We start from the raw sequence: 14,195 nt of genomic DNA, 5'->3' as shown, positions 1-14,195 counted from the left end.
CAGGGAGACGTCAGGCCGGTTCCGCTGCCGGCGCGACCAGCCAGGCCACCAGCGTGCGCCAGTGGTCCGGACGGTCGGTGTCGCGCGGGCCGATGAGGTACACCTCCTCGACCAGTTCCTGCGAGGCCAGGCCCGTCCGCCGGGCGTAGGAGCCCGCGGCGGCGTAGGCGAGGTCGAGGTTGTCGTGCGGGCCCGTGTGGGTGGTGACGACGGCCGTCCGCTCCGGCAGCCGCAGCTCCCTCACCCGGCCCGGCGCGCCCGGTGGCAGCGGTGTATCCGCGGGCAGGTAGACGGTGGCGCGGCCGTGGCCCTCGGTGAAGAGGGTGTGCTGGTAACGGCCGCCCGGCGGGAGGACCGGACGGGGGCCGGCCACCGCGTCCAGTTCCCGCATGGCCTCGTCGTACCAGTCCAGCCCGGCGCCGGGCGCGACGTCGAGGGACACGGCGAGGACACGCCGGGCCGGCAGGACGTCGAGGCCGACGGTCCGCGCGGCCTCCGGGTCGAGCAGTTCGCGCAGGGCTTCCACTGCCCGCTGCGTGCGGCCGAGCCGGTCCTCGAGGCGCCGCAGGTGGCCGGCGACGATGTCCTGCGCGCTGCGGCCGCCGGGCTCCCCGCCGGCGGACGCGGCTCGCAGGTAGCTCCGGAGATCCGCCAGCGGGAGGTCGAGCTCCCTGAAGCGCCGGATGGTCAGCGCCGGTCCGACCTGGGCGAGCGCGTAGTAGCGGTAGCCGGTGACGGGATCCACCTCGGCCGGCACGAGGAGGTCCTGCTCGTGGTAGCGCCGCAGCGCCCGGACGCTGAGGTGCGTGAGGCGGGAGAACTCCCCGATGGTCAGTCGCCGGTCCACGCCGGTCTCCTCCTCGTCGGTGTCCGGATCCGGTCGGGCCGGATCCGGACACCTCATGTCAGGGTGCGGGTTCGATGTCGAGCAGGGTGATCTTCCCCCGGGCATCGCGCTCGAAGGCGAACCGGAGGGTCACCGGGCTGCCGGGGAAGTCCCCGGAGACCGCGGCCACGGCCCGGCAGGCACCGGCGGTGCCGGTGACCTCGCGCAGGTCGTACGCCACCGCCGGAACCTCACCGCGCCAGCGGCGCACGGCCGCGAGCCCCCGGTGGGTGCGGCCGTCGTCGCGGACGACGGCGTCGTCGGCGAAGAGGGCGGCGTAACGCTCCTGATCGCCGTCCGCCGCCGCGGCGAAGTAGCGTGCGGCGACATCGCGTGCGTCGTTCATCTGTCACTCCTCGGGCTCACAGGGTCCGGACGGTGCCGCCGTCGACCACGACTTCGCTGCCGGTGACGGAACTCGCCCGGTCGGACACCAGGAAGGCGATGGCCTCGGCCACCTCCTCCGGCTCGGCGGGCCGACCCAGCGGAATGCCGCCGAGGACGCGCATGAGGTCGGCCAGCGCCGCCTCGCGGGTGATGCCGGCCTCGCTCATGCGACGGCTCAGCAGGCGCTCGGCACCGTCGGTGCGGATGAAGCCGGGGGCGACGGTGTTGACCCGGAGGCCGGCCGGCGCGACCTCGTTGGCCAGCCCTTTGCTGTAGGCGGCCAGGGCGCTCTTGGCGGCGGCGTACGCAAGGGTCGACTCGTGCAGCGGCATACGGCGCTGGATCGACGTCACGTGCACCACGGCGCCCGTGCCGCGAGCCGCCATGGCGGGCACCAGCGCGCGGTCCAGCCGCACCGCGGACAGCAGGTTGAGCGCGAGTTCCTCGCTCCAGGTGGCGTCGTCGAGCGCCGCGTAGCCCCCGGCGGGGGCGCGTGACCCGCCGACCAGGTGGACGAGGACGTCCGGCGCGCCGACGAGCCGGTCCACGGCCCGGGCGGCCGTCTCGGCACCCTCCGGGGTGCCGAGGTCGGCCTGGACCGACCGGACGTCCGGCTCCTCCACCGGGGTGCGGGCGATGGCCACGACCCGCGCCCCCGCGGCCCGGAGCCGGCGGACCGTGGCGAGACCGGCCCCCTTGCTGCCGCCCGCCACCACCGCGGTGCGACCGTCGAGTTCTGTGCTGTTCATGCGAGCGACCTTGGACTCTCCCCCGGGGAGAGGGTCAAGGACGACGCTGCGTGCCGAAAAGTTTCGCAGGGCATGCCGAATATTGCGAGGGCCCTTGACGCCGCCGGTCGGCCTCCTATGATCCAGGATGCTCGACGCGCCGATCGGTGTTCGTAATGTCGAACAGACCTGAGCCACCACCCCGGACAGCGGCACCCCCACCCTGAGGAGACGGACATGTCATGCCCTCGTCATCCTGTGAGCCGCCGGCACGCACTCACCGCCGCCACCGGCCTGGTCACCGGAGCCATGCTCCCGTTCGCCGCGGCCCCCCGGGCCTCCGCCGCCCCGGCATCCCCCCAGGCCCTCGATCCGGCGGCCGCCGCCACCTACACCAACCCGGTGATCTGGCAGGACTTCGCGGACCTGGACGTCATCCGCGTCGGCGACACGTTCTACGCCTCCGCCTCGACCATGCACTACTCGCCGGGCGCACCCGTGCTGCGGTCGTACGACCTCGTCAACTGGGAGATCGCGGGACACTCGGTGCCCGTCCTGGACTTCGGGGCCAAGTACGACCTGAACGGCGCGCGCGGCTACGTCCGCGGCATCTGGGCGTCCACGCTCGCCTACCGCCCGGGCAACCGCACCTTCTACTGGCTCGGCCAGATCGACTTCGCCCGCACCTACGTGTACACGGCGACCGCAGCCGAGGGCCCGTGGAGCCGGCTCACGACCATCGGCACGCCCTACTACGACGCCGGACTGCTCGTCGACAGCGACGACACCCTGTACGTGGCCTACGGCAACACCACCATCCACGTGGCCCAGCTCTCGCCCGACGGCCGCAGCCAGGTCAGGTCGCAGCAGGTGTTCTCGACGCCGTCGAGCATCGGCACGCTCGAGGGCGCCCGCTTCTACAAGATCAACGGGCAGTACTACATCTTCCTCACCCGCCCCGCCAACGGTCAGTACATCCTCAAGTCGTCGAGCGGCCCCTTCGGTCCGTACACCTTGCGGCAGGTCCTGCTCGACCTGCGCGGACCGATCCCCGGCGGTGGTGTGCCGCACCAGGGCGGGCTGGTGAGCACGCAGAGCGGCGCCTGGTACTACCTGGCCTTCGTCGACGCCTACCCCGGCGGCCGGATGCCCGCCCTGGCGCCGATCACCTGGACCGCGGACGGCTGGCCGGTCGTCCAGCTGGTCGACGGCGCCTGGGGCACGTCGTACCCGAGCCCGGCCGTGCCCGCCCCACCCCGTCAGGTCGCTCCCCTGACCGGCCCCGACACCTTCGACCGCGCCGCGCTCGGCCCGCGGTGGGAGTGGAACCACAACCCGGACAACACCAAGTGGTCGGCCGGCAACGGCCTGACGCTGCGGACCGCCACCGTCACCCACGACCTGTACGGGGCCCGCAACACCCTCACGCACCGCATCCAGGGCCCGACGTCCACCGCCACGGTCCAGCTCGACCACACCGGCATGCGGGACGGCGACCGGGCCGGGCTCGCGCTGCTGCGCAACTCCTCCGCGTGGATCGGCCTGAAACGTGACGGCGGCACGACGCGCCTGGTGATGGTCGACGGGCTGACCATGGACGGCAACTGGAACACCACGGGCACCGGCATCGAACGCGCGAGCGCGCCCCTGCCCGCTGGTGGCCGGATCTGGCTGCGCGCCCACGCGGACATCCGCCCCGGCTCGGCCCGCCCCGGCACCTTCTCCTACAGCACCGACGGCACGACCTTCACCCGCCTCGGCCCGGTCTTCTCCCTGGGCAACGACTGGCGCTTCTTCATGGGCTACCGATTCGCCCTCTTCAACCACGCCACCCAGGCGCTCGGCGGCGCGGTCCGCGTCACGCGGTTCGACCTGTCCACGCCCTGAGCGACGCGTGGAGCGCACCACCGCTCTCGCCCCACCCCCCCCCACCAGAAATCGAGGTTCCGTCTTGCGCCGCACACTCGTCGCCCTGGCCGCGGCCGTCTCCGCCGTGCCGCTGGCCCTCGCCGCCGCGCCCTCCGCGCACGCGGCCGACCCCACCACCCTGACCAACGGGTTCTATGTGGACCCCGACTCCAGCGCGAAGAGGTGGGTGGCCGCCAACCCCGGTGACGGCCGCGCCGCCGCGATCAACGCCTCCATCGCCAACACCCCGACGGCCCGCTGGTTCGGCTCCTGGAGCGGCACCATCGGCACCGCCACGGGCGCCTACGTGGGCGCGGCGGACCGCGTCGACAAACTGCCGCTCCTGGTCGCCTACAACGTCTACCACCGCGACTACTGCGGCGGGCACTCCGCGGGCGGGGCCGCCTCACCGGCGGCCTACGCCGACTGGATCGCCCAGTTCGCCGGCGGGATCGGCAACCGCCCGGCCCTCGTCATCCTCGAACCGGACTCCCTCGGGGACTACGGCTGCATGACCCAGGCGCAGATCGACGAACGCGAGGCCATGCTCAGCGGTGCCCTCACCCAGTTCAGCCGCCAGGCCCCCAACACCTGGGTGTACATGGACGCCGGCAACCCGCGCTGGGCCGACGCGGCCACCATGGCCCGGCGCCTGCACGAGGCCGGACTCCGGCAGGCGCACGGTTTCTCGCTCAACATCTCCAACTACATCCCCACCGCCGAGAACACCGCCTACGGCAACGCCGTCAACCGCGAACTGAGCTCCCGCTACGGCTACACCAAGCCGTTCGTCGTCGACACCAGCCGCAACGGCAACGGCTCCGACGGCCAGTGGTGCAACCCGGCGGGCCGCCGCATCGGCACCCCCACCCGGCTCGGCGGAGGCGCCGAGATGCTCCTGTGGATCAAGGTGCCCGGTGAGTCGGACGGCAACTGCGGTGTGGGGCAGGGCTCCACGGCCGGACAGTTCCTGCCCGAGGTCGCGTACAAGATGATCTACGGCTACTGAGAGCCCGGATCAGCCGCCCGGTGTGAACCGCCGGGCCACCGCCCTTTCCTGCCGGCGCCCCGGGCGCCGGCAGGCCCGTGTCGCCGTCCCACGGGCCGTGACCTGCGGGACGCCAAGGGAAAGGGCCGCTTCGACCTCCCCAGGTGTCGCGGCCCTTCCCGTCCAGCGGCAGGCGAATACCCCGCCGCGCGGGTTTCACGCCTCCCCGGCAGAAACCATTCTGCTGCGGGACGGCCCCCTTGCCCGGGATCCGCCGACGACATGACGGGCCGCCGTTCCGAGGAGTGGACGCCTGTTGGTGCCGGGCCGCCCCTGCGGTAGAAATATGCCTCATGAATTCCGAGTCCTTGGTGCGACGCCTGGTCATCGACCTGTGCCGGCGCCCGGGCTCGTGTTGTCGCTGACGCCGCTCAGCTGACGCGCCCCACCGTGCGGTGACACCACCCGCACCGGGGCGGTCCCCGCGCCCTGTCGCGCGACCGCGCGCTCGCTCCCCTTCGTTCGGCATGACTCTCCCCCGGGGCCCGGCCACCCGTGCCCGCAGGGGGCAGCCGCTCATGTCCCGGCGCCCCTGGAGGACGCCTCGTGTCCACAACTCCCGCTCTCCGCAAGCCCGCCGGCCCAGCCGGTGCACCGCCCGGTCCGAGCGCTCCGGCGCGCGCCGTACGGGCACGGGTGCGCCGGGCCGCGCTGCCGCTCGGCTCGCTTCTGCTCTTCCTCGTCCTGTGGCACCTGCTCGCCGCGAGCGGGACGTGGAGCGAGACCCTCGTCCCCCCGCCGACGACGGTCTGGGACGCGTTCGTCGACGTCTCGACCACCCACGACGGCGTGCGGGGCTACAACGGCACCACACTCGTCGAGCACCTGGGCATCAGCCTGCGGCGCATCGCGCTGGGCGCCGGTGCCGGCATCCTCGCCGGCGTGCTCCTCGGACTGCTGATGGGCACCGTCGGCTGGATGCGCTCACTGTTCGAGCCGTGGATCACGTTCCTGCGGACGCTGCCGCCGCTGGCGTACTTCTCGCTGCTGATCATCTGGCTGGGCATCGACGAGGAACCCAAGATCACGCTGCTGGCCGTGGCGGCCTTCCCGCCCGTGGCGGTGTCCACGACCGCGGCCGTCACCGCCGTGCCGAAGCACCTGGTCGAGGCCGCCCGCGCGCTCGGCGCCTCCCGCCGGGACGTGGTCCGGGACGTGGTCGTCCCGTCCGCCCTTCCGGAGACGCTCACGGGAGTGCGGCTCGCCGTGGGCGTGGCCTACTCGTCGCTGGTCGCGGCCGAGCTGGTCAACGGCCTGCCCGGCATCGGCGGCATGGTGAAGGACGCGGCGAACTACAACAACACGCCGGTGGTGCTCGTCGGCATCATCGCCATCGGGGTCTCCGGCCTGATCATCGACGGTCTGCTGCTACGGCTCGAACGCGTGGCCGTCCCCTGGCGCGGTCGCGCGTAACGCCCTCCCTGTCTCTTCCCTCCGCACCTCACCCCTCCCCTTCGCACAGAAACGGCTCCGCCATGTCCCCTGCCCCGTACGGCCCGTCCCGACGGCTCCTCCTCGCCGGCGCCCTGGCGGCGGTCTCCGCCGCCGTCACCGGCTGCTCCTCCGGCAGCGAGGCGTCCGCGTCCGGCGGCTCCCGGCGGCTGCGCATCGGCTACTTCGCCTTCCCCAGCGGCGACCTGCTCGTGAAGCACAGAAAGCTGCTGGAGAAGGCGCTGCCGGACCATGAGATCACCTGGATCAAGTTCGACTCCGGCGCGAGCGTCAACCAGGCCTTCCTCGGCGGGTCCCTCGACATCGCCGCGCTCGGCTCCAGTCCCTTCGCCCGCGGGGTGTCCGGCAGTTCACCCATCCCGTACAAGGTCGCGTGGATCCTGGACGTCGCGGGCGAGAACGAGGCGCTCGTGGCGCGCAAGGCCACCGGCGTCACCGACGTGGCCGGGCTCAAGGGGAGGAAGATCGCCACTCCCTTCGCCTCCACCTCCCACTACAGCCTGCTCGCGGCGCTGGAGACGGCCGGGCTGGAACCGTCCGACGTCGAACTCGTCGACCTGCAGCCGCAGCCCCTCCTCGCCGCCTGGCAGCGCGGCGACATCGACGCCGCCTACGTCTGGCTGCCGACCCTGGACGAACTGCGCGAGACCGGCACCCAGCTCACCAGCAGCAAGGAGATCGGCGCGGCGGGCAAACCGACCCTCGATCTGGCCGTGGTCTCGGACGACCTCATCGCCAGGGACCCCGGGGCGATCGACGCCTGGCGCGCGGCGGAGGCCGAGGCGCTGCGTCTGATCAGGTCCGACCGCGACGGCACGGTCGAGGCCGTCGCCGCCGAACTCGGCATCAGCCGCGAGGACGCCGAAGCCCAGCTGGCGCAGGGCGTGTTCCTCACCCCCGAGCAAGTGGTCTCCGCCGACTGGCTGGGCGTGGACGGCAGCCCCGGCAAGCTGCTCACCTACATCACCGACACCGGCGCGTTCCTGGCCGATCAGCGGCAGATCCCCGCCGCGCCGCCCGAGGACGTGGTGCGCAAGGCCTTCTACCTGAAGGGGCTGCCCGATGTCCTCAAGTGAGACGACCGTGGCCGCGGCCGGGGCGGACACCGCTGGTACCGGATCCGTCCGCCTGGACCGCGTCACCCACCGCTACGGCCGGGGCGGCGCCGCCTTCACCGCCGTGGGACCGGTCGATCTGACCGTGCCGGCCGGGGAGTTCCTGGTGCTGGTCGGCGCCTCCGGCTGCGGCAAGAGCACGCTGCTGCGGCTGATCGCCGGTTTCGAACGGCCCACGCACGGCTCGGTGCGGGTCTCCGGCGCCGAGCCGCAGCCCGGCCGGGCGGCCGGTGTGGTGTTCCAGACACCGCGCCTGTTCCCGTGGCGGACCGTACGGGGCAACCTCGACCTCGCGCTGCGCTACGCGGGTGTGGACCGTGCCCGATGGCCCGAGCGACGCGCGGAGTTGCTCGCGCGGGTCGGCCTGGAGGGCACGGAGGAGCGGCGCACCTGGGAGATCTCCGGCGGCCAGCAGCAACGCGTCGCCATCGCCCGGGCGCTCGCCGCCGAGAACCCGCTGCTCCTGCTGGACGAGCCGTTCGCGGCGCTGGACGCGCTGACCAGGGAGCGGCTCCAGGAGGACGTCCGGCGGGTGACGGACCGGACGGGGCGGACCGCGGTGTTCGTGACGCACTCGGCGGACGAGGCGGTGTTCCTCGGTACCCGCATCGTGGTGCTGACCAGGAGCCCCGGGACGGTGGCCCTGGATCTGCCGATCCCCCTGCCGCGCGGAGACGTCGACGCCGAGGAGCTTCGCGCCTCGGACGAGTTCGCCGAGCTGCGCGCGCGGGTCTCCCACGCCGTCAAGGCCGCAGCGGCGGCCTGACTTACCCTCTCGCACTCACAGAAAAGGACGGACGGATGAGCGTTCTCAGCGAGCGGCCCGCCGTGGCCCGGCTGCCCCTGACCCGCCTCGGGCCCCGTTTCGGCGCCGAGATCGACGGCATCGACCTCGGGCGCCTCGACGACGAAGGGGTGCTGGCGCTGCGTGAGGCACTCGTGGCGTACAAGGTGCTGTTCGTGCGGGGCCAGCACGGCCTCGACGACGCCGCGCAGATCGAGTTCGGCAGGCGCCTGGGCGAGGTCACCGCCGGGCACCCGGTCCACGACTCCGGGGACGTCGCCCCGGAGGTGTACTCCCTGGACAGTCAGGACAACGGCTTCGCCGACGTGTGGCACACGGACGTGACGTTCGTGCGGCGGCCGCCGGCGATCTCCGTCCTGCGGGCGGTGGTGCTGCCGCCCCACGGTGGCGACACCAACTGGGCGGACAGCCAGCTCGCCTACGAGTCGCTGTCGCCGGGCCTGCGGAAGTACGTCGACACGCTCACCGCCGTGCACGACGGCAGCCGCGAGTTCGGCTACTACCTGGCCCAGCGCCGTCAGGGCCGGGGGAACGTGTGGGACGGCGAGGTGTTCACGGCCCTGGAACCGGTGGAGCACCCGGTGGTGCGGGTGCACCCGGAGAGCGGCCGCAAGGGCCTGTTCGTGAACCCGGGGTTCACCTCGCACATCGTGGGCGTCTCGGAACACGAGAGCCGGGGCATCCTCGACATCCTGTACGCGCACCTCACCAAGCCGGAGCACGTCGTACGGCACCGCTGGCAGCCGGGTGACGTCGCGCTGTGGGACAACCGCAGCACGGCCCACTACGCCAACCGCGACTACGGCGACCAGCACAGGGTGATGCACCGCATCACCCTGCGCGGAGACACTCCGGTCGGTCCCGCCGTTCCCGGCCGCTGAGGCGTGGAACCGGGCCCCGTCCGCGGCGGACGGGGCCCGGTTCGCTCGGCCGGAGGCCGGGAGGTGTCGAAGATCAGCGTTCCGCACCGCCGAATCCGCCGCGTCCCCCCTTCGCGGAGCGCTTGGCGGCCCCAGCGCTGGCGGCCAGCGCGAGCAGCAGGGCGAGCGCACCGGTGATGATGTTGTTCACTACCGTCCGTGTGGTGTCGACATCGCCGGCCACCACCCAGGGAGCGACGATCGTCCACGCGCCGAGGACGCACGCGGCCCAGGCCATGCTGTGCATGCGGTCGTACGCACGGCCGAACCCACCGCTCATCAGCAAGGCGTAGCCGATGCCGGTGATCAGGTTGGTGACGGCCAGCCTGGTGAAACCGCCGCCGTTGAATCCCACGATCCAGGGTGAGGCAGCGAGGTAGAGGCCCGTGAGCAGGGCCAGCATCTCTATCGCCTGCGCCCTCGGGGTGGTCGCGGCGCGCTCGGCCGCCTCATGACGCTGCCGTATGTCGATGATGTCGGGATGGGTCTCCATGGTCGACCCGGGACCGGGTGATGTCACTGCGATCGCCTCCGAAGACAGCTCGGGCCGATGCCCGGACCGCGCTGGTGGGTGAGGGGGGAAAGCGGGCGAGGCGGCTGGGCCGCGGGCCCGGTGGGTGTGCCTGCCGCACGGGTGGACAGGCCCGCCCGTGCGGCGGTGCGTCTAGGGCTCGGGGCTGCGCCCCTGGCCGCGGGCCTCCTGGACCGTGGTCTGTGCGGACCGGCGGGCCTGGTCGGTGACCTGACCGGCCTGTCCGGCGGCCTCCTCCTTGGTGGTGCGGGCGGCTTCGGAGGCGGTGTCCTTGACCTCCTGGGCGGCCTGGCGGCCGGCCTGGGCGGCGTCCTCCTTCAGCTGCTGCGCGGACTCCAGCGCCGCCTGCTTGACCGGCTCGACGGCCTGCCCGGCCCGGTCCGCCACCTGCTCCTCGGCCTGCGAGGTGGGCAGCAGCGAAGCGGTGAGCAGCCCCGCGCCGAAGGCGATCAGACCAGCCGCGAGCGGGTTGCCCTCGGTCTGCCGCATCGCCTGCTCGGGGGCCTGCCGCACGGCCTCGCCCGCCTGTCCCGCGGCCTGACGGGCGGTGTCGGTGACCGTCCCGGCTGCCTGGCCGGTGGTCTCCTGCACCGACCGGGCGGCCTGCCGGGTGCGGCCGGCGGTCTGCCCGGTGATCTCCGAGGCGCTGCCCATGACCCGCTCCCTCACTCCATGGAGCGCGCCGCGGGCGCGCCGGGTGCGACGCCGTACCATCTGGCGGGGGCGGGCGTGGTCGGCCAGCCGGGAGACGTCCTCGGACAGTCGCTCCCGCGTGGATTCGATGTCGGCCCTTATCCGGTCGGGTGCCGTGCCCATTGCACGTCCTCCTTGAGTGTCTCCATCGTCTGCGTCGGCTTCGGCGAGACGGTCCGCATCCGCGCGCGGCCCCGGCTGTAGAGGATCAGGCCGATCACGGCCCACACGGCGGTGACGATCAGCGCGGCCCAGGCCAGGTCCATGACGTTGGCCAGACCGAACATCGCCGCCAGGGTCAGCAGGACCGCCACCATGTAACCGGCGAAACCGGCGCCGCCGAACATCCCGGCGGCCTTGCCCGCCTTGGTGGCCTCCTCCCGGATCTCGGCCTTGGCCAGCTCCACCTCCTGGTGGAGCAGGTGCTGCACATCGGACGTCACCGTCGACAGCAGCTCTCCCATGGAGGCGTCCTCCTGCCCCCGGTGCTTCGCGGCGTGTGTCCGCGGGGCGTGGTGCATGAGCGACGCCATCTCAGGCCTCCCTGAAGTCCGGCAGCTCCGCCGGCGCCACGTCCCCGGGCGGGCCCTCCGGCCCGGACGGGTCCGGCCGCGCGGACGGGTCCGGGCCGGAGCCGCTCGCCTTGCTGCCGGCCTTGGCCAGCCGCCCGACCGCGAACCCGGCCAGGACGGCCCCGCCGAGGAAGGCTCCGGGACGCCGGCGGGCGAAGTCCTGCAGGTCGCCCACCAGGCCTCCCACGCCCCGGGAGTCCAGGTAGTCGGCGGCCCGGTGGCCGCGGTCCGCCGCCTGCGCGACGAGACTCCTCGCGGGTGAGTCCGTGTCGGCGCCGTCCGCGAGACCGGACAGGTCGTCCGCCCACTGCCGCACGGCCCGCGCTCCCCGTCGCGCCTGGTTGTCGGCCTCCTCGGTGACCCGGGTCCGCAGGTCACCGGCGACCGCACCGGCCTGCGCCCTGGCCTCGCCGGTGACGGCCCTGAGCTGCTCGGCGGCCGTTCCGGCGACTTCGCCCGCTCCTTGTCTGGCCTGGTCCGCGGTGGCCGCGGCCTCCTGCTTCGCCGTCTGCCCGGCCTGCTGAGCACGATCGGTGCTCACCTTCGCCATGTCGCTCATGAGTCCTCTCCCTCAGGCACCGCCCGTGGATCTGCTGCGGCCCCCGTCCCGCACGCACCCTCCTCGATTAACCACGCCTGACATGACAAAACGGCCCTAAGGCGTATTTTTCGGACTGATCGCGGATCGGCTCAGGACGGGTCGGCCAGCAGGCGCCCCGCGTCGCTCAGCACGTACCGGGCCACCTTCTTGCCGAGCGTGATGCCGGCTTCGTCGGCGGAGCGGGTGTGGATGCCGGACAGGACGCGGGCGTCCACGTTCTCGTCCGAGAGCTGCCGCCACGCGGTGTAGGTCCGGGTCACCCCGGGCGCGGTGGGGCTGGTCAGGCCGAACGGGGCGGTCCGCGGGCCCACGAGCGCCGACAGCACGGTCTCCGCCGCCCCCGCGTAGGTGTTGTGACCGCTCGGGTAGTCCGGGTGCGCCGGGGTCGTGTGCAACGGCGCCCAGTCAGGGTCGGGGTCGAGGGTGCCGGTGCGGATCGCCGTCACCGGACGCCAGCGCTCATGGGCGTACTTGCTGTCGGCGGTGGCGATCTGCGTGTCCACCAGCGCCACGTGGAAGAGCGCCACCAGCCGCGCCTGCCCGGACGGTCCCTGGCTCGTGCGGGAGAGGGCCACACGCAGCGGCTCGGTGTAGAGGGTGAGGGAGGAACCGAGCCAGAAGGTGGCGGTCTCGGTCTGCCGGGCGCTGCGCACGGTGCTGTCCGCCGCGCCGTACGCCCGTACCTCGGCGAGGTCGGCGGCGTAGCGGGCGGAGTCCAGCGCGGGTGGCGGGCCGAGCCGGAACCGGCTCGGGGTGGTGAGCGCGAACGGTTCGGCGACGCGGTTGCCGTACTGGGCCGCCGGAGCGTAGGCGGGTGGGGTCGGCTGCCACACACCGGGCGCCGCCGGCCGCACGGGATAGGGGGCGTTGACCGAGCCGGGGTCGAGGCCGTCGCCCTCCCGCGAGGCGAGCAGGAGGCGGGCCTGCCGCTCCCCCGCCGCGACGCCGCGCTGCTCCGCCGGGCCGTCGGGGACGGCGTCGAGGCTTTCCCGGTAGGTCGCGTCGAGTTGCTCCGTGCGGCCCGGGACGAGCGTGACCAGCGCGCGGTGCACGGCGGCGGCCAGGGCCGCCCGTTGGTAGGGGCCGCGCTCCACGCCGGCCGGCACGCTCCGGGTGGCGCGCGCCGCGGCGAGCCAACCGATCGCCCAGGTACGGCTGTTGGTGATCTGGGTGGGCGCCCCGGCGGCCGCGACGGTCTCGGCCGTCGCGTCGTACCAGGTGAGTGCCGTGTCACGGTCGGCGGCGGCGGCCCGGGGTACGGCCACGGACGCGGCCAGCAGCACCGCCGCGCCCAGCGCGACGGCGGCGGGGCGGGATCTGTACGGGCTCACGCGTTCTCCTTCGGTCGCGGTGGTGCGGGTGGGGGGTGAGGCGTTCACGGACGTCCCGCGCCGGCGAACGGCACCTGCGCGGAGGGGGACGCCTGCAGGCCGAAGGGGTGCCGCCACAGGCCGCGCGCCCGCAGCCGGGGCAGGACGCCCTCACCGAACCAGTACGCCTCCTCCAGGTGCGGATAGCCGGAGAGCACGAACTCCTCGATGCCGAGGGCCGCGTACTCCTGGATGCGCTCGGCGACCTCGTCGTGGCTGCCGACCAGGGCGGTGCCCGCGCCACCGCGCACCAGGCCGATGCCGGCCCACAGGTTGGGGTGGATCTCCAGGCGGTCGCGGCTGCCGCCGCCGTGCAGGGCGAGCATGCGCCGCTGTCCCTCCGACTCGCTGCGGGCGAGCCCCGCCTGGACCGACGCCACGGTCTCCTCGTCGAAGCCGGCCAGGAGCCGGTCGGCCTCCGCCCAGGCCTGCTGGGAGGTGTCGCGGGTGATGACGTGCAGCCGGATGCCGAAGCGGAGGGTGCGGCCCTCCCGGGCGGCCAGCGTCCGTACCCAGGCGATCTTCTCGGCGACCTGGGCGGGCGGCTCGCCCCAGGTGAGGTACACGTCGGCGTGCCGGGCGGCGACCTCCCCGGCGATCGGTGAGGAGCCGCCGAAATACACCTGGGGGACGGGGTCGGGCACCCGCGCCAGGCGCGCGTCCTCGACCTGGAGGTGCTCGCCGTGCAGGTCGACGGTCTTTCCGGCCCACAACTCCCGTACCACCTGGAGGAACTCGCCGGTACGGCGGTAGCGGGCGTCCTTGTCGAGGAAGTCGCCGTAGGCCCGCTGCTCGTGGCTCTCGCCACCGGTGACGACGTTGAGCAGCAGGCGTCCTCCGGTCTGCCGCTGGTAGGTGGAGGCCATCTGGGCGGCGAGCGTCGGCGAGACGAAGCCGGGCCGGAAGGCGACGAGGAACTTCAGCCGCTCGGTCCGCTGGCTGACCATGGCCGTGGTCAGCCAGGCGTCCTCGCACCAGGCGCCCGTCGGGGTCAGGGCGCCGACGAAGCCGAGGTCCTCGGCGGCCCGGGCGATCTGGCTCAGGTAGCCGACCGTCGGCGGGCGGTCGCGGCCGGTCTCCGTCGCCGGGGTGCCGTGGCCGCCGCCGACGACATGGCGGCTGTCGCCGTTGGTGGGCAGGAACCAGTGGAAGGTGAGGGACACGCGGGGCTCCGATCG

Annotated in this window: 15 protein-coding genes; 6 read left to right on the top strand and 9 right to left on the bottom strand. The window is 73.4% G+C overall.

Annotated features, from left to right (window positions below):
• Positions 1 to 10: 10 nt before the first annotated feature.
• From ACF07N_RS25205 to ACF07N_RS25195, 3 genes are read right to left on the bottom strand one after another with little or no spacing between them, the layout of a single operon-like run.
• Positions 11 to 847 carry a MerR family transcriptional regulator gene (locus ACF07N_RS25205; protein ID WP_392116862.1) on the bottom strand — a complete coding sequence of 279 codons (837 nt, stop codon included), beginning with the start codon at positions 845 to 847 and terminating at the stop codon, positions 11 to 13.
• Between the two features lie 58 nt (positions 848 to 905).
• Positions 906 to 1,232 (bottom strand): nuclear transport factor 2 family protein, encoded by a 327-nt coding sequence (locus tag ACF07N_RS25200; protein WP_392116859.1) that lies wholly within the window; start codon positions 1,230 to 1,232, stop codon positions 906 to 908.
• A 16-nt stretch (positions 1,233 to 1,248) separates the two neighbouring features.
• Complete coding sequence (locus tag ACF07N_RS25195) at positions 1,249 to 2,022, bottom strand: SDR family oxidoreductase (RefSeq protein ID WP_392116856.1); 774 nt, start codon at positions 2,020 to 2,022, stop codon at positions 1,249 to 1,251.
• A 216-nt stretch (positions 2,023 to 2,238) separates the two neighbouring features.
• Here ACF07N_RS25195 and ACF07N_RS25190 point away from each other — a divergent pair, with 216 nt between their 5' ends.
• From ACF07N_RS25190 to ACF07N_RS25165, 6 genes are all read left to right on the top strand, one after another.
• Positions 2,239 to 3,888, top strand: a complete 1,650-nt coding sequence (locus tag ACF07N_RS25190) for a glycoside hydrolase 43 family protein (RefSeq protein WP_392116853.1) — start codon at positions 2,239 to 2,241, stop codon at positions 3,886 to 3,888.
• 64 nt (positions 3,889 to 3,952) lie between these two features.
• Positions 3,953 to 4,918, top strand: coding sequence for a glycoside hydrolase family 6 protein (locus ACF07N_RS25185; RefSeq protein ID WP_392116850.1), 966 nt, complete (start codon positions 3,953 to 3,955; stop codon positions 4,916 to 4,918).
• Positions 4,919 to 5,503: 585 nt separating this feature from the next.
• Positions 5,504 to 6,370 carry an ABC transporter permease gene (locus tag ACF07N_RS25180; protein WP_383334753.1) on the top strand — a complete coding sequence of 289 codons (867 nt, stop codon included), beginning with the start codon at positions 5,504 to 5,506 and terminating at the stop codon, positions 6,368 to 6,370.
• Between the two features lie 62 nt (positions 6,371 to 6,432).
• A complete protein-coding gene (locus tag ACF07N_RS25175) occupies positions 6,433 to 7,485 on the top strand; it encodes an ABC transporter substrate-binding protein (protein WP_392116846.1) in 1,053 nt (350 codons plus the stop codon).
• The gene (locus ACF07N_RS25170) at positions 7,472 to 8,290 is read left to right on the top strand and encodes an ABC transporter ATP-binding protein (protein ID WP_392116843.1); all 819 of its coding nucleotides are present in this window, start codon (positions 7,472 to 7,474) and stop codon (positions 8,288 to 8,290) included. The genes ACF07N_RS25175 and ACF07N_RS25170 overlap by 14 nt, the downstream gene beginning before the upstream one ends.
• A gap of 35 nt (positions 8,291 to 8,325) precedes the next feature.
• Complete coding sequence (locus ACF07N_RS25165) at positions 8,326 to 9,210, top strand: TauD/TfdA dioxygenase family protein (protein WP_392116840.1); 885 nt, start codon at positions 8,326 to 8,328, stop codon at positions 9,208 to 9,210.
• 73 nt (positions 9,211 to 9,283) lie between these two features.
• Here the strand turns inward: ACF07N_RS25165 and ACF07N_RS25160 are convergent, their stop codons facing one another.
• The 6 genes from ACF07N_RS25160 to ACF07N_RS25135 form a co-directional block, all read right to left on the bottom strand.
• Positions 9,284 to 9,742 carry an SPW repeat protein gene (locus ACF07N_RS25160; RefSeq protein WP_392116837.1) on the bottom strand — a complete coding sequence of 153 codons (459 nt, stop codon included), beginning with the start codon at positions 9,740 to 9,742 and terminating at the stop codon, positions 9,284 to 9,286.
• 171 nt (positions 9,743 to 9,913) lie between these two features.
• Positions 9,914 to 10,597: a DUF3618 domain-containing protein gene (locus ACF07N_RS25155; protein WP_392116834.1), complete on the bottom strand. Its 684-nt coding sequence runs from the start codon at positions 10,595 to 10,597 to the stop codon at positions 9,914 to 9,916.
• Positions 10,573 to 11,007, bottom strand: coding sequence for a phage holin family protein (locus tag ACF07N_RS25150; protein WP_392116831.1), 435 nt, complete (start codon positions 11,005 to 11,007; stop codon positions 10,573 to 10,575). Before ACF07N_RS25150 ends, ACF07N_RS25155 begins: the two co-directional genes overlap by 25 nt.
• Before the next feature lies 1 nt (position 11,008).
• Entirely contained in the window at positions 11,009 to 11,605 is a 597-nt protein-coding gene (locus ACF07N_RS25145) for a hypothetical protein (RefSeq protein ID WP_392116828.1), read from the bottom strand.
• Positions 11,606 to 11,736: 131 nt separating this feature from the next.
• Positions 11,737 to 12,978, bottom strand: a complete 1,242-nt coding sequence (locus tag ACF07N_RS25140) for a vanadium-dependent haloperoxidase (RefSeq protein WP_392116826.1) — start codon at positions 12,976 to 12,978, stop codon at positions 11,737 to 11,739.
• A 44-nt stretch (positions 12,979 to 13,022) separates the two neighbouring features.
• Positions 13,023 to 14,180 carry an LLM class flavin-dependent oxidoreductase gene (locus ACF07N_RS25135; RefSeq protein ID WP_383346192.1) on the bottom strand — a complete coding sequence of 386 codons (1,158 nt, stop codon included), beginning with the start codon at positions 14,178 to 14,180 and terminating at the stop codon, positions 13,023 to 13,025.
• Positions 14,181 to 14,195 lie beyond the last annotated feature (15 nt).

This window comes from Streptomyces sp. NPDC015242, assembly GCF_043079125.1.
GTDB lineage: Bacteria > Actinomycetota > Actinomycetes > Streptomycetales > Streptomycetaceae > Streptomyces.
Note: the sequence above shows the minus strand (reverse complement) of the source record. Positions and strands in the feature narration are given on the sequence as shown.

What these genes read in the sequence shown, in the direction of transcription:
- ACF07N_RS25155 (WP_392116834.1), bottom strand. Translation starts at nt 10,597, where the DNA reads ATGGGCACGGCACCCGACCGGATAAGGGCCGACATCGAATCCACGCGG.
- ACF07N_RS25160 (WP_392116837.1), bottom strand. Translation starts at nt 9,742, where the DNA reads ATGGAGACCCATCCCGACATCATCGACATACGGCAGCGTCATGAGGCG.
- ACF07N_RS25165 (WP_392116840.1), top strand. Translation starts at nt 8,326, where the DNA reads ATGAGCGTTCTCAGCGAGCGGCCCGCCGTGGCCCGGCTGCCCCTGACC.
- ACF07N_RS25190 (WP_392116853.1), top strand. Translation starts at nt 2,239, where the DNA reads ATGTCATGCCCTCGTCATCCTGTGAGCCGCCGGCACGCACTCACCGCC.
- ACF07N_RS25175 (WP_392116846.1), top strand. Translation starts at nt 6,433, where the DNA reads ATGTCCCCTGCCCCGTACGGCCCGTCCCGACGGCTCCTCCTCGCCGGC.
- ACF07N_RS25170 (WP_392116843.1), top strand. Translation starts at nt 7,472, where the DNA reads ATGTCCTCAAGTGAGACGACCGTGGCCGCGGCCGGGGCGGACACCGCT.
- ACF07N_RS25150 (WP_392116831.1), bottom strand. Translation starts at nt 11,007, where the DNA reads ATGGCGTCGCTCATGCACCACGCCCCGCGGACACACGCCGCGAAGCAC.
- ACF07N_RS25145 (WP_392116828.1), bottom strand. Translation starts at nt 11,605, where the DNA reads ATGAGCGACATGGCGAAGGTGAGCACCGATCGTGCTCAGCAGGCCGGG.
- ACF07N_RS25200 (WP_392116859.1), bottom strand. Translation starts at nt 1,232, where the DNA reads ATGAACGACGCACGCGATGTCGCCGCACGCTACTTCGCCGCGGCGGCG.
- ACF07N_RS25195 (WP_392116856.1), bottom strand. Translation starts at nt 2,022, where the DNA reads ATGAACAGCACAGAACTCGACGGTCGCACCGCGGTGGTGGCGGGCGGC.